Genomic DNA, 13,825 nt, shown 5'->3' on the forward strand with positions numbered 1-13,825 from the left:
CCGAACGCCTCTTCACCCCCGCCCAACGCCACGCCCTGGCCCGCCGCGACCACGGCTGCTCCTACCCCGGCTGCACCATCCCAGCCCAATGGACCGAAGCCCACCACATCACCCACTGGGCCGACGGCGGCCCCACCGACCTGACCAACGGCGCCCTCCTCTGCGGCCGACACCACACCCTCGTGCACCAACGCAACCTCACCGCCACCACCACCGACACCGGCATCACCTGGCACCTCTAGCTGCCCCGCCCCACACCCCGCCCACCGCCGGCGGGGCCCCAGGCACGCCCATCGGCATGCCTCGTGCACGGCGCGCACGGGCCGGTCGCCGGCGCCGCCCTGGCATGCCTTCGGGCTACAGCCGGCGCAGCGGCCCCATCGCCGGCATGCCTTCGTGCCGCGTCCTGTGCAGGAGGTCTGTCGCCAGCGTAGCCCCGACATGCCTTCGTGCCGCATCAGGTGCAGGAGGCCCGCGCCAGCGCTGCCCCAACGTGACGACGGCCCGTCGCACTGCGCGCCACGTCGCAACCACGGCACCCGCCGGAGCCACCATCGCCTGGATCCGACGGGCGCCGCGGTCTAGGCATCAGTCGTCCGCCGATGTCATCCCTCAGTCCGCAGGAGTCGCGAGAACCCGCGCCGGGGTCATTGGCAAGCGACGGACTCTCCTCCCGGTCGCGGCATACACGGCGTTGCCGATCGCGCCGCCGATGGTTCCGATGGTCGGTTCACCAGCGCCCCAGGCGGGCTGGTCCGGCCTGTCGATGAGGATGCACTCGATCGGCGGCACGTCGTTGAAGCGGATCGGGGCATAGCCATTCGCGCCCTCCCAGGTGACGCTGGTGACGCCTTCTGGGCTGAAGGCGACTTCCTCGCGTAGCGCTCGGCTGATGCCCTGAATGACGTTGCCCTCGATCTGGTTGCGCAGACCGTCGGGGTTGATGATCAGGCCGCAGTCGTGAGCGACAACGACCCGGGTGACCCGGACCGCTCCATCGGCGCCGACCGTCACCTCGACGTAGGCAGCCGCGTAGGCCTCGACGCGCTCATACTGCTGGAAGCCGAGCCCGGCGCCGTCGCCGTCGCCGCCGGGCGGCCGCGACCTCCAGGCATCCGCGATGGCCTGCAGGACCGCCGTGGCCCGCGGGTCGTCAGCGAGCAGCTCGAGACGAACCTGGAGCGGGTCAAGTCCGGCAGCGTGGGCGACCTCGTCGAGGAACGACTCGTTGGCGAAGGAGTTCGAGAAGCCACCGAGCGACCGCAGGGCCGTGGTCCGCAGGAAGGTGTGGGTCAGCGGAGTGCTGGCGCGGCGCGAGGTCGGTCCGGTCGTCGCGAAGCTCTTCACGAGCTTGGAGTCGGTCAGGTGGTTGGGGATCGCGTAGGTCACCGGCTCGTTACGACCCGAGGAGTTGCGTGAGTTGGCAGGCAGGTCCGCCGGCAGGTTGCCCATCAGCGTGCCGGCCAGCAGGGTGCCGGGGTTGTTTCCGCCGGGTCGGCTGTTGGCGGTCAGCGCATAGAGCCGGTGGTGCCAGGCGACCACCTTGCCATCGGTCACGCCGGCCTCAAGGTCGTGGGCGGCAGCCTCGCCCAGCGGCTCCCAGCCGTGCTCGTTCTGCCGAGTCCATTGCACACGCACCGGGCGGCCCACCGCTTGCGACATCACAGCCGCGTCGGCCGCGACGTCGTCGGCACCGTTGTGTCCGTAGCAGCCCGACGCCTCGACGTACTTCACGTGGACCGTGGTCACGTCGACGTTGCCCCCGTAGAGCAGCGTCGCGATCGCGCCGCGGAGGTTGTGCACCCCCTGCGTGCCAGACCAGATGGTCGCAAGGACGCCGGTCTCGGGGTCGGGTTCGGACCGGACGTCGGCGACGGCGCACGAAGCACCCATCGAGGCGTGCATCTGGTACGGCGTGAAGTAGGTCGCGCTGAGCTTGCGCGCCGCGCCGGAGTATGCCGCCCCGAAGTCGCCCGTGGCCACGTCGACGAACGTGCCGTAGTGGTTCTCGGGTTTGCGCAGCTCGGCTTCGAGGCTCGCCATCGGCGCCAGACCGGGGCCGGCCGTCCACTGCACGACGAGGCCGGTGGCGGGAGCGGCAGCCAGCGTCGCGGCGTACTCGTTGTCAGCCACGACCCCGACGAAGTTGCCTTTCTGGACGACCGCGACGAAGCCCGGGATCGCCTGCGTGCGGGCGAGCGACTCAGGTGTGATGCCGGCGAACTGCGCGTTGCGGCCGGCCGGGCGGATCAGCCGGCCGTGCAGCATTCCCGGGAGCGTGACGTCGGCGACGTACTCGAAACGGGCGAATACCTTGTCCGGCAGGTCGACTCGGGGCACATCGGTGCCGACGACGCGGTACTCGGAGGGTGGCAGCGTCGGCGCAGTGTCGGACGTGGTCAGCAGCACGTTCGCGCGGGCGAGCAGCCGCTCGTACGACACCGACCGGTTGGTCCCGCGGACGACGAACTTGCCCGCCTCGGAGGTGAGGTCGTCAGCGGGGACGCCGAGGTAGTCGGCCGCAAGATGGCGCAATGCGACGTATGCCGTCGCGGCGGCTCTCCGCAGGAGCGGCCCGCCGTCCTGGATCGACTTGCTGCCAGCGGTCAGGGCCGACGGCGTGAGGATGGTGTCGCCCTGCACGAAGTCGACCCGCTGCATGCCCAGGCGGAGCTCCTCGACGACGATCTGCGTGAGTGCGGTCTGTGTGCCGGTGCCTAGCTCGACCCGGGCGCTGTAGATCGTCGTCCGGCCTGCGGTGAGGATGAGCCAGGCGTCGTCAGAACTCGCGTGCGTGGTCGGATCGACGCGAAGCTCGCCTGGGCCGGGGGTGTTCTGCGCCTCGGCCGCGGGGACGCCTAACGCGGTGCCGAGGGAGAAGCCGACAACGATCGCGCCGGTCCCCGTCAGCATGACGCGGCGGGAGATATCGATGGAGCCCACGCCCCTCACCGCCCGGTCATCTCGGCTGCGGCGGCGTGGATGGCGTCCAGCATGCGCGGGTGCGCACCGCAGCGACACAGGTAGTTGAACGTGTAGCCCGGTAGCGAGCCCGACAGGAAGTCGGCGATCTCCGCGCGGGATGGTGCATCGGTAGCACCGTCGGCGATCCGCTGCTCGAGCCAACCGATGGCACCCATGACAACCCCGTTGACGCAAAACGCACACTGGGCAGCCTGCTTGTCGACAAAGGCGGACTGCATCGGATGCGGCGCCTCGGGCGTGCCGAGCCCATCAAGGGTGCGAACCTGCGCGCCCTCGGGGACGGTGTTGAGGCGCACGACGCACGACCGCATGATGGCGCCGTCCACCAGCACGGTGCACGCGCCGCACTGCGCGATGCCGCACCCGAACCGCGGGCCGCGTTGGGCGAGCCGCTCGTGAAGAACATAGAGGAGGCGTTCGGTGTCGTCCGGGACGGTGACGGTCACCGGCTCGCCGTTGAGCTCGAAACTGCGGACCAGTTGGCTAGGCATGGATGGTTCCTCCCTTTTCGACACGGTGAAGGCTGTTCCCTGGAGCCTTCGTACGGGCACTCCGAAGGTGAACAGCCGTTTCACGGCAGGTGGCTCTTTCTCAGAGGTGTCGCAGCCCCTAGAGACGTCGCCGGGGAGGAAAAGGATCAATCGGTCATAATCAGGGGCCGATGGACGAGGTTGACCATGCCCCGGCCGACCGCGAGGCAGGCCCCGTTCTCAGAGCCCGACCTCGGCGACGCCCGTGAACGGGCATCACTCCTTCCGAGGATCAGCGGTCAGGACCGGGGGCGTGGCACGAGGTTGTCCATGCCGCCGTCGACCGCGAGGCAGACCCCGTTCGTCGAGCCCGACCTCGGCGACGCCAGGTACGCAACGGCACCCGCGACCTCCTCGGCCGACACGAGACGACCATGCGGCTGGCGTGCGTTGAGAGCCGCACGCTCTGCCGCTGGGTCCTCCGCCTTGTCCAGAAGCCGGGCGACCCACGGCGTGTCGGCCGTGCCGGGGGCGACCGCGTTGACGCGGATGCCCTCCTGCAGGTGGTCGGTCGCCATGGCTCGAGTGAGCGCGTGCACCGCGCCCTTGCTGGCCGAGTAGAGCGCCCGCTGGGGCAGGCCCTGGGTCGCCGCGATGGAGCCGGTGTTGACAACGGCCGCGCTGGGCGAGACGCGCAGATACGGGAGTGCGGCGCGCGTCACGCGCACGATGCCGACGACGTTGACATCCCACACCCGGTGCCACTCGTCGTCCGGGTTGTCGCCGACGGCACCCTGGGCTCCGATGCCCGCGTTGTTGACGACGACATCGAGCCGTCCGAAACGTCCGACCACTGCCTCGACGGCAGCGCGCACGGAGTCGTCGTCGCCGACGTCACAGCGCGCGACAGCAACCGCGTCGGTCTCGGTCACGCCGGTCGGATCAAGGTCGAGGATGCCGACCCGGGCACCACGGTCGACCAGCTCGGCGACCACCGCTGCGCCGATGCCCGACGCTCCGCCCGTGACGACGGCAACCATCCCATCGAAGTCCTTCATGCTGCTCCTTTGAAGTGAGAATGCTTGCGGCTCAGACGAACTGCTGACGGGACCGGCCCAATCCGTCGATCTCGATCTCGCACACGTCGCCGGCCGCGAGATAGGGGAACCGGCCCGAGAGCCCGACGCCTTCCGGCGTCCCGGTGAGCACCAGGTCGCCGGGCTCGAGCACGAGGAACTGGCTCAGGTGATGCACGATCGTCGCGACGTCGAAGATCATGTCAGCGGTCGAGGAGTCCTGGCGCGGCGAGCCGTTGACCCAGCTGCGCAACCGGAGATCCTGGTGTTCGACCTCGTCCGGCGTGACGAGCCAGGGCCCGGTCGGGCTGAAGCCGGCGCAGCACTTGCCCTTGCTCCACTGGCCGCCGGACACGGCGAGCTGGAAGTGGCGCTCCGAGATGTCGTTCGCGGCCACAAAGCCGGCCACATGCGCTAGCGCATCCTCGGGCGAGTCGAGGTAGGAGGTCCTGCGCCCGATGACGACACCGAGCTCCACCTCCCAGTCGGTCTTCATGCTGCCCCGTGGGATCGGCACATCGTCGTCCGGGCCGACGACCGTGTTGGGCAGCTTGAGGAACAACACGGGCTGCTCCGGCGGCAGCGACCCTGACTCGGCGGCATGGGCGGCGTAGTTCATACCGATACAGAGCACGGCACCCGGCCGACCGATCGGGGCGCCTCGCCGCAGCCCGCCGACGTCCAGCGGCGCGAGGTCGGCCCGGGCGCCTGCGAGGTGCTCGAGCCCGTCGTGCGCGAAGAACGCCGGACCGAAGTCGTCCGCCAGCTCCGGCCGCGCGGCCAGCGCGGGACGGGCGTCCCTCCAGAGGCCGTCGTGCAGCACCGCGGGGATCTCCGCGCCGATGGGGCCGAACCGAGCAAGTCTCACAACAGACCTCCGACGTCGTTGGCGTGAACTATGGATGCACGTGGATGAGGCATGGGGAGCCATGCCGCCACCCGGCGCAATATTGGCACTTGACGCACCCTAAAGATCGGATGTTTCATAGCGCAAGCCCACTCGACGAGGAGAGACATGAGCCGGTTCATCGCCCTGCAGACTCACGACGTGCGTTTCCCGACGTCGCTCATGCTGGACGGGTCCGACGCGATGAACCCCGACCCTGACTACTCCGCGGCATACGTCCGGCTCGTGACCGACGCCGACGACGGCCTCGAGGGCCACGGCTTCGTCTTCACGATCGGCCGGGGCAACGACATCCAGGTCGCCGCGATCGAGACGCTGCGCGAGTACCTCGTCGGCGAGGAGACCGAGCCGATGCTCGAGGACATGGGGGCCACGTCCCGGCGCTTCGTCCACGACTCCCAGCTGCGCTGGCTCGGCCCGGAGAAGGGCGTCATGCACATGGCCATCGGCGCCGTGCTCAACGCGCTGTGGGACCTCAAGGCCAAACGCGCCGGGCTGCCCCTGTGGCAGCTGCTCGCGACGATGACGCCAGAGCAGATCGTCGACTGCGTCGACTTCCGCTACCTCACCGACGCACTCACCCGGGACGAGGCCATCGCCATTCTGCGGGCGGCAGAGCCCGGCCGGGCCGAACGCACCGCGCGGCTGACCGAGCGCGGGTACCCGGCATACACCACCACCCCCGGCTGGCTCGGCTACGACGACGCCAAGCTGGAGCGGCTCGCCAAAGAGGCTGTCGCACAAGGGTTCTCACAGATCAAGCTCAAGGTTGGCGCAGATCTCGACGACGACCGCCGCCGCCTCGAGATCGCGCGCGCGGCTGTCGGCGACGACATCCGCATCGCCATCGACGCCAACCAGCGCTGGGACGTCCCAGAGGCGATCCGGTGGGTGAGCGCCCTCGACGCGCCTGACATCGCCTGGGTCGAGGAGCCGACCTCCCCGGACGACGTGCTCGGCCACGCCGCGATCGCCAGGGCCCTCGCCCCGATACCGATCGCGACGGGCGAGCACATGATGAACCGCGTCCTCGCCAAGCAGTTCCTCCAGGCAGACGCCATCCAGGTCCTCCAGATCGACGCGACGCGAGTCGCCGGAGTCAACGAGAACCTCGCCATCCTCCTGCTTGCCGCCAAGTTCGGCGTTCGGGTGTGCCCGCACGCGGGCGGTGTCGGCCTCTGCGAGGCCGTGCAGCACCTGTCGATGTTCGACTACGTCGCCGTCTCGGGCACGACGGACGGGCGAGTCATCGAGTACGTCGACCATCTGCACGAGCACTTCGTCACGCCGGTCGTCATCCGCGATGGCCACTACCTGGCTCCGACCACCCCGGGGGCCTCCACCGAGATGCACCCTGCGAGCATCTCCGCGTACGAGATCCCTCCACGTTCATGAGCCTTCCGATGAGTCCGCCGATAAGTCTGCCCTCGGGCCTTCCCGTCCGGTCCCTCACCCTCGGCACCGCCACGCTGGGCAACCTCGGTCGCGTGATGAGCGACGCGGAGGCTCAGATCGTGCTCGAGACGGCCTGGGAGTGCGGGATCCGGTCCTTCGACACGGCACCCCACTACGGCCTCGGGCTGGCAGAGCGACGCCTCGGCGCCTTCCTGCGGGGTATGCCGCCAAGCGAGGTGCGCGTGTCCACCAAGGTCGGGCGTCTGCTGCGTCCCAACCCCGGCGGGGCCGAGCGCGACCCCGACCTGTTCGACGTGCCGGGCGACCTCACGCGGGTCTGGGACTTCACCGCGGCCGGGGTGCGAGCGTCGCTGTCCGAGTCGCTGGACCGGTTGGGCCTGGACCACGTCCACACCCTCTACCTGCACGACCCGGAGAAGTCACCCGACGCCGCAGCTGCCATCGACCTGGGCCTGCGCGCCCTCGAAGAGCTGCGCGACGAACGCGTCGTGACCCGCGTCGGCGTGGGCTCCATGGACGAGTCGGCGCTGCTCGCCGGCGCTTCGCACGAGGTCACGGACGAGCTGATGGTCGCCGGGCGGCATACCCTCATCGACCACACCGCCACTCGGAGCCTGCTCCCCCTGTGCCGCGAGCGCGGCATCGCCGTCGCCGCGACCGCCGTCTACAACTCGGGGCTGCTCGCGACCCGGCGGCCCTCGGGCACGTTCGACTACACCGCCGCGCCTGCCGACCTCGTAGCCCGAGCCCAGCGACTCGCCGACGTATGCGAGGCGCACGGCACCGACCTGCCCACGGCCGCGCTGCACTACGCCGCCCTCGACCCCGCGGTCACCTCGGTCGTGTTCGGCGCCCGCACCCCTGACCACGTGCGGGAGAACGTCGAACGGGCCGCCGCCACCCCCGACCCGGCGCTGTGGCAGGCGCTCGCCGCCGAGGGCCTGCTCGGGGAGCGCAGCCACGAGGTGACCACGTGACCGCGGACGAGCTGCGTCTCGACACGCACCTGCACCTGTGGGACCCCGCCCTCGGCGTCTACACGTGGCTCACGCCGGACCACGGACCGCTGTATGCCGCATTCACCCCCGAGCGCGCCGAGGCCGAGCTGCGCTCGGCGCGAGTCGACCGGGCCGTGCTTGTCCAGGCGGCTGACTCCGCCGCCGACACCCGCGCGATGCTGGCGGTCGCGCAGGCCCATGACTGGGTCGCCGGCGTCGTCGGCTGGGTCGACCTCGAGGACCCGGATGGTGCTGAGGCGTCTCTGGCCGAATGGGCTGCGTCACCGGCATTCTGCGGCATCCGGCAGCTCGTCCACGACGACCCACGTGACAACGTGCTTGGCCTACCCGGTGTGCAACAGACACTGAAGATCCTTGCTGCTCAAGGGATCCCGCTCGACGTGCCAGACGCGTTCCCGAGGCAGCTCGAGGGCGCGCGCCGGGCGGCACAGGCTGTCGACGACCTCGTCCTGGTCGTGGACCACCTCGCCAAGCCCCCACGCGGCACCAGTGACCTGGACGCCTGGGAGCGAGCGGTGCGGGACGTCGCCCAGCACGAGAACGTCGTCGCCAAGGTGTCCGGACTGGAACTGGCCGGCCAGCCCTGGTCTACCGAGGCAGTTCGCAGCGTCTGGGACATCGCACTCGACGCCTTCGGGACCTCTCGTCTGATGTTCGGGAGCGACTGGCCGATCACCGTCACCGGATCGGGTTACGCAGGCACTGTGATGGTCCTCGGCGAGCTCATCGGCGAGCTGAGCCCGGACGAGCAGGAGGACCTGTGGTGGCGCACCGGATCACGCACCTATCGACTGGGACTTGATCCCGCCTGACCTTCCAGCGGCTCGCACCACTGAACGATTCCAAGGATGTGATCGGATTGCTGCAAGGAGTGAACCCGCTCCTGACCGGGCCCGTGCTGCTCCACCTCGACGCGATGGGGCACTCGGACTCTGTCGCCGTCGTCGACGCGCATTTTCCGGCGGCTCGTCTGGGCCGGGTCGTCATCGACCTGCCGGGCACGACCTCGCCCGAGGTGCTCGCGGCGGTCCGGTCGGTGCTGCCGCCCGACGACACCCCCGCGCTGGACCTCATGACCTCAGGCGACGGCTCGGTGCTCGCGGTGCAGGAGCAGCTCGCGACGGCAGCCGGAGCGGCGCTCGACGACGTGCGGTTCGTCGACCGCTTCGACTACTACGAACTCGTCAAGCAGGCCCACCTGGTGCTGCGCACCGGCGAGACTCGCGTGTACGGGAACGCCGTCTACCGCAAGGGCCTCGTGACCCAGGCACAGACCGAGGCCACCCGGTGACGGGCTCCAGCGTGATGGGCTCCAGCGTGACGGGCTCCAGCGTGACGGGCTCCAGCGTGACGGGCTCCAGCGTGACGGGCTCCAGCGTGACGGGCTCCAGCGTGACGGGCTCCGCCAGCAGTGGCCCGGCCGTGCTGCTCGAGCTCGAGGGCGTCAGCAAGGGGTTCCCCGGCGTCCAGGCGCTGCGCGACGTCCATCTCGATCTCCGCCACGGGGAGGTGCTCGCGCTCGTCGGTGAGAACGGCGCGGGCAAGTCGACGCTCATGAGGCTGCTCTCGGGCATCTATGCGCCGGACGCCGGACGGTTCCGCCTCGCCGGACAGGAGTTCACGCCGGAGAGCCCCAAGCATGCCGAGGACCTCGGGATCAGCATCATCCACCAGGAGTTCAACCTCATGCCCGACCTCACGGTCGCGCAGAACGTGTTCATCGGCCGCGAGCCGCGCCGCGCCGGCTTCTTCACGCGGGACCGTGAGCTGAACGTCGCGGCAGGCGACCTGCTCGACCGCCTGGGCCTGGCCCTCGACCCGAGGGTTCTGGTCGGCTCGCTGACCGTCGCCAAGCAGCAGATGGTCGAGATCGCCAAGGCCCTGTCGCACGACGCCCGGGTCCTCATCATGGACGAGCCGACCGCTGCCCTCAACGATGCCGAGGTCGAGGTGCTGCACGGTCTGATCCGGCGGTTCGTCAGCCCCACGACCGGCGTCATCTACATCTCCCACCGGATGGACGAGCTCAAGGAGATCTCGCAACGCATCACCGTGCTGCGCGACGGAAGCTATGTCGGCACGGTCGACACCGCGGGCACCTCGCTCCCCCAGGTCATCTCGATGATGGTCGGACGCACTATCCAGACCGAGGCACGACCCGAGAACGTCCGCGACGACCGTGAGCCGGTCCTCGAGGTGCGCGGGCTGTCGACCAAGTCGCTGCTGCGCGACGTCACCTTCGAGCTGCGCCGGGGCGAGATCCTCGGCTTCGCGGGCCTCATGGGCGCCGGCCGCACCGAGGTCGCCCGGGCGCTGGTCGGCGCCGACCCGGTGAGCGCAGGCAGCGTCACGCTCCGCGGGAGCCAGGTCCAGATCGCCAACCCCGCCAGGGCGGCGGAGCTCGGCATCGGCTACCTCTCCGAGGACCGCAAGCGCCTGGGTCTCATGCTCGAGCAGTCGGTGCAGACCAACATCGCGCTGTCCTCGCTCGCCGACCGGTTCTCCCGGAGGGGGTTCGTCAGCGACAAGGCGGTCGCTGCCGCGGCGGCGCAGTCGGTGGCAGGTCTGGCCATCAAGACCCCGTCGACCCGCCAGGCGGTGCGCAACCTCTCCGGCGGCAACCAGCAGAAGGTCGTCATCGCCAAGTGGCTGACCAAGGACTGCGACGTGCTCATCTTCGACGAGCCGACCCGCGGCATCGACGTCGGCGCCAAGGAGGAGATCTACCGTCTCCTGAACGACCTTGCCGCGCAAGGGAAGTCGATCATCATGATCTCGTCCGAGCTGCCCGAGGTGCTGCGCATGGCCCACCGGGTCGTTGTCATGAGCGAGGGCCGCATCACCGGAGAGCTGTCGCACCACGAGGCGACGCAGGAGCGCGTGATGCACCTGGCCACCCTGCGACCAGACGAGCCAGACGAGCCAGACGAGCCAGACGAGCCAGACCAGCCAGACCAGCCCGACCAGCCCGACCAGCCCGGTGGGCCCAACGCTTCCCACGAGTCCCACGAGCCCGACCTCGACCGCACGGTCGACCCGAAGCCCGACCACACGGCATACGAGGCAGGACAGCCATGACCACTGACACCACGTCGCCGACGCGCGCCGTGAGCGCGCCACCGACCGGTCCGACCTCCACCCTGCGCGACCGGCTCCAGCAGCTGCTCGCGTTCGCCAGTCTGGTCGTCATCGGCATCTTCTTCTCGGTCGCCAGCCCGACGTTCCTGACCTACGGCAACATCGTCAACGTCCTCTTCTCGACCGTCGTGATCGGCCTGCTTGCTCTCGGCACGACGTTCGTCATCATCACCGGCGGCATCGACCTGTCGATCGGCACCGGGATGGCCCTGTGCGCGGTCATGGCGGGCCAGTTCATCGTCAACTGGCACATCCCGTGGCCGGTCGGAGTCCTGCTCACCATCGCCTTCGGCGGGCTCATCGGCCTCGTCAACGGTGTCAACGTCGCCCGACTGGGCCTGCCGCCCTTCATCGCAACCCTCGCGATGATGCTCGTCGCGCAGGGCCTGGCCCTGGTGGTCTCGCACAGCGCGCCCATCTACTTCAACGACTCCCCGGGCTACCTCCAGCTGTCGACGGGCAACCTCATCCCCGGGGTGAACTTCCCCAACGCCGTCCTCGTGCTCATCATCGCGACCATCGTCGCCGGCATACTCATCCGCCGCACCATCCTCGGCCGCTACACGTTCGCCATCGGCAGCAACGAGGAGGCGACCGCGCTCTCGGGCATCAACGTCGCCCGGTGGAAGATCGTCATCTACACCCTCGCGGGTCTCTTCACGGGCCTGGCGGGCGTGATGATCTCGGCCCGGCTCGGGTCGGCCCAGCCGGCGACCGGGGCCGGCTACGAGCTGCAGGCCATCGCGGCCGTCGTCATCGGCGGCACCTCGCTCGCCGGCGGCAAGGGGTCGATCGTCGGGACCGTCATCGGCGCCCTCATCATCTCCGTGCTCAACAACGGGCTGCAGCTCATGTCCATCCCCCAGGAATGGCAGAACGTCATCCTCGGGGTCGTCATCCTCGTCGCCGTCTACGCCGACATGGCACGCAAGCGGGCGGCGACCTGATCTCCGGTGCGAGCCGGAAAACCCACGGCCAGCTGGCCATTCACCACGGTAAGAAACCCACTGTAGAAAGTGAGTACCACCATGCGCAGACGTCATGTCCTGACGGCCGCGGCAGTCTCCGCGCTCGCCCTCGCGCTCGCCGCGTGTGGCCAGAGCACTGGCAGCTCCTCGGGCTCCACCGGCGGCGCCGGCGGCGACAAGCCCTACATCGCCATCGTCTCCAAGGGCTTCCAGCACCAGTTCTGGCAGGCCGTGAAGAAGGGGGCCGAGCAGGAGGCGGCCAAGCAGGGCGCCACCATCACCTTCGAGGGCCCGGCGACCGAGAAGGAGGTCGAGGCTCAGATCACGATGCTGACCAACGCCATCGCGAAGAAGCCGGCCGCGCTCGGCTTCGCCGCGCTCGACTCCAAGGCGGCCGAAGGCCTTCTGCAGCAGGCGAAGTCGCAGAACATCCCGGTCATCGCCTTCGACTCCGGCGTCGAGTCCGACGTGCCCCTGACGACCGCTGCCACCGACAACAAGGCGGCCGCTGCCGAGGCGGCCAAGCACATGTCCGAGCTGCTCGGCGGCCAGGGCAAGGTCGCCATGGTCGTCCACGACCAGACGAGCCTCACGGGCCAGCAGCGTCGCGACGGCTTCATCGACTGGATGAAGGCCAACGCTCCCGGCATCACACTGCTGCCTGTCCAGTACGGCGACGGCGACCAGGCGAAGTCCGCCGACATCACCAAGTCGATCATCGCCGCCAACCCGGACGTCAAGGGCATCTACGGCTCCAACGAGGGCTCGGCCATCGGCGTCGTCAAGGGTGTCCAGGAGTCGGGCAAGACCGGCATCACCATCGTCGGCTTCGACTCCGGCAAGGCCCAGATCGACGCGATCAACTCCGGTCTCATGGCCGGCGCCATCACGCAGAACCCGGTCGGCATGGGCGAGGAGCTCGTCAAGGCCGCCATGAAGGCGATCAAGGGCGAGAGCCTAGAGAAGTCGATCGACACGGGCTTCTACTGGTACGACAAGACGAACATCAACGACCCGAAGATCCAGGCCGTCCTCTACCAGTGACCCCCTCCGTAGGGCAGCCGGGCGTGTCGCCGCCCCCCTTGGGCGCACGCCCGGCTGCCCTACGCTGCAAGCAGTCCCACCCACCCACAGCGCAGAAGGCTGACTCCCATGGCCGTGACCGATGAGGCGATCACCAAGATCAAGGAGATGATCGTCTCCGGCGACCTGCGGCCGGGCGACCGGCTGCCTCGCGAGGCCGACCTCGCGGACCGGCTCGGCCTGTCCCGAAACAGCCTTCGCGAGGCGGTCAAAGCCCTCTCCCTCATCCACGTGCTCGACGTCCGGCAAGGCGACGGAACCTATGTGACGAGCCTGCAGCCGTCGCTGCTCATGGGCGCGATGGAGTTCGTCGTCGACTTCCACCAGGACGACACCGTCCTGCAGTTCCTCGAGGTCCGCCGCATCATCGAGCCGGCCGCGACCGCCATGGCGGCGCTGCGCATGAGCGACGAGGCCATCGTGGCGCTGCGCGCTCAGCTCGCCGCGATCGACGAGGCGCCCTCGATCGACGACCTCGTGGCCGCCGACATGGAGTTCCACCGCACGATCGCCAACGGCTCCGGCAACCCCGTCATCGGCTCGCTGCTGGACAGCCTGACCGGCCCGACGCAGCGGGCGCGGGTGTGGCGCGGCCTGACCCAGACCGACGCCGTCGAGCGCACCATGGCCGAGCACCACGCCATCGTCGATGCCATCGCGGCCCGCGAGCCCGATGTCGCTCGGTCGTGGTCGACCGTGCACATCGCGGGCATCGAGCTGTGGCTGCGCAAGGCGCTCGGCCGGGGATCGACGACCAGCTGAG

The 13,825-nt window shown here is 69.4% G+C and carries 13 protein-coding genes; 9 read left to right on the forward strand and 4 right to left on the reverse strand.

Features of this window, described 5'->3' with window-relative positions:
- Positions 1 to 242, forward strand: a 242-nt coding sequence (locus tag ACYVLP_RS11625; RefSeq protein WP_460627504.1) for an HNH endonuclease signature motif containing protein, incomplete at its 5' end; no start/stop codon positions are given.
- A 370-nt stretch (positions 243 to 612) separates the two neighbouring features.
- Here ACYVLP_RS11625 and ACYVLP_RS11630 read toward each other — a convergent pair.
- The 4 genes from ACYVLP_RS11630 to ACYVLP_RS11645 form a co-directional block, all read right to left on the reverse strand.
- Positions 613 to 2,943: a xanthine dehydrogenase family protein molybdopterin-binding subunit gene (locus ACYVLP_RS11630; RefSeq protein WP_460627505.1), complete on the reverse strand. Its 2,331-nt coding sequence runs from the start codon at positions 2,941 to 2,943 to the stop codon at positions 613 to 615.
- Positions 2,944 to 2,948: 5 nt separating this feature from the next.
- Positions 2,949 to 3,560 carry a (2Fe-2S)-binding protein gene (locus tag ACYVLP_RS11635; RefSeq protein WP_460627506.1) on the reverse strand — a complete coding sequence of 204 codons (612 nt, stop codon included), beginning with the start codon at positions 3,558 to 3,560 and terminating at the stop codon, positions 2,949 to 2,951.
- A 194-nt stretch (positions 3,561 to 3,754) separates the two neighbouring features.
- Positions 3,755 to 4,513: an SDR family NAD(P)-dependent oxidoreductase gene (locus ACYVLP_RS11640; protein ID WP_460627507.1), complete on the reverse strand. Its 759-nt coding sequence runs from the start codon at positions 4,511 to 4,513 to the stop codon at positions 3,755 to 3,757.
- 31 nt (positions 4,514 to 4,544) lie between these two features.
- The gene (locus tag ACYVLP_RS11645) at positions 4,545 to 5,399 is read right to left on the reverse strand and encodes a fumarylacetoacetate hydrolase family protein (RefSeq protein ID WP_460627508.1); all 855 of its coding nucleotides are present in this window, start codon (positions 5,397 to 5,399) and stop codon (positions 4,545 to 4,547) included.
- 147 nt (positions 5,400 to 5,546) lie between these two features.
- Between ACYVLP_RS11645 and ACYVLP_RS11650 the strand changes: the two genes are divergently transcribed.
- The 8 genes from ACYVLP_RS11650 to ACYVLP_RS11685 all read left to right on the forward strand — a co-directional run bounded on the left by ACYVLP_RS11650 (position 5,547) and on the right by ACYVLP_RS11685 (position 13,824).
- A complete protein-coding gene (locus tag ACYVLP_RS11650) occupies positions 5,547 to 6,833 on the forward strand; it encodes an enolase C-terminal domain-like protein (RefSeq protein WP_460627509.1) in 1,287 nt (428 codons plus the stop codon).
- Positions 6,830 to 7,831, forward strand: a complete 1,002-nt coding sequence (locus ACYVLP_RS11655; RefSeq protein WP_460627510.1) for an aldo/keto reductase — start codon at positions 6,830 to 6,832, stop codon at positions 7,829 to 7,831. The genes ACYVLP_RS11650 and ACYVLP_RS11655 overlap by 4 nt, the downstream gene beginning before the upstream one ends.
- Entirely contained in the window at positions 7,828 to 8,685 is an 858-nt protein-coding gene (locus ACYVLP_RS11660; protein WP_460627511.1) for an amidohydrolase family protein, read from the forward strand. Before ACYVLP_RS11655 ends, ACYVLP_RS11660 begins: the two co-directional genes overlap by 4 nt.
- Positions 8,686 to 8,732: 47 nt before the next feature.
- Positions 8,733 to 9,164 (forward strand): RbsD/FucU family protein, encoded by a 432-nt coding sequence (locus tag ACYVLP_RS11665; protein WP_460627512.1) that lies wholly within the window; start codon positions 8,733 to 8,735, stop codon positions 9,162 to 9,164.
- Positions 9,161 to 10,951 carry an ATP-binding cassette domain-containing protein gene (locus ACYVLP_RS11670; protein WP_460627513.1) on the forward strand — a complete coding sequence of 597 codons (1,791 nt, stop codon included), beginning with the start codon at positions 9,161 to 9,163 and terminating at the stop codon, positions 10,949 to 10,951. Before ACYVLP_RS11665 ends, ACYVLP_RS11670 begins: the two co-directional genes overlap by 4 nt.
- Complete coding sequence (locus ACYVLP_RS11675; protein WP_460627514.1) at positions 10,948 to 11,958, forward strand: ABC transporter permease; 1,011 nt, start codon at positions 10,948 to 10,950, stop codon at positions 11,956 to 11,958. Before ACYVLP_RS11670 ends, ACYVLP_RS11675 begins: the two co-directional genes overlap by 4 nt.
- An 81-nt stretch (positions 11,959 to 12,039) precedes the next feature.
- Positions 12,040 to 13,023 (forward strand): substrate-binding domain-containing protein, encoded by a 984-nt coding sequence (locus ACYVLP_RS11680; RefSeq protein WP_460627515.1) that lies wholly within the window; start codon positions 12,040 to 12,042, stop codon positions 13,021 to 13,023.
- Positions 13,024 to 13,131: 108 nt separating this feature from the next.
- Positions 13,132 to 13,824, forward strand: coding sequence for a FadR/GntR family transcriptional regulator (locus ACYVLP_RS11685; RefSeq protein WP_460627516.1), 693 nt, complete (start codon positions 13,132 to 13,134; stop codon positions 13,822 to 13,824).
- The last annotated feature ends 1 nt before the right edge of the window (position 13,825 follow it).

The sequence above is a fragment of the Intrasporangium mesophilum genome (assembly GCF_054783095.1).

Bases quoted from the DNA above. Each gene is read 5' to 3' on its own strand.
- ACYVLP_RS11640 (WP_460627507.1), bottom strand. From the start codon at position 4,513: ATGAAGGACTTCGATGGGATGGTTGCCGTCGTCACGGGCGGAGCGTCG.
- ACYVLP_RS11650 (WP_460627509.1), top strand. From the start codon at position 5,547: ATGAGCCGGTTCATCGCCCTGCAGACTCACGACGTGCGTTTCCCGACG.
- ACYVLP_RS11655 (WP_460627510.1), top strand. From the start codon at position 6,830: ATGAGCCTTCCGATGAGTCCGCCGATAAGTCTGCCCTCGGGCCTTCCC.
- ACYVLP_RS11675 (WP_460627514.1), top strand. From the start codon at position 10,948: ATGACCACTGACACCACGTCGCCGACGCGCGCCGTGAGCGCGCCACCG.
- ACYVLP_RS11680 (WP_460627515.1), top strand. From the start codon at position 12,040: ATGCGCAGACGTCATGTCCTGACGGCCGCGGCAGTCTCCGCGCTCGCC.
- ACYVLP_RS11685 (WP_460627516.1), top strand. From the start codon at position 13,132: ATGGCCGTGACCGATGAGGCGATCACCAAGATCAAGGAGATGATCGTC.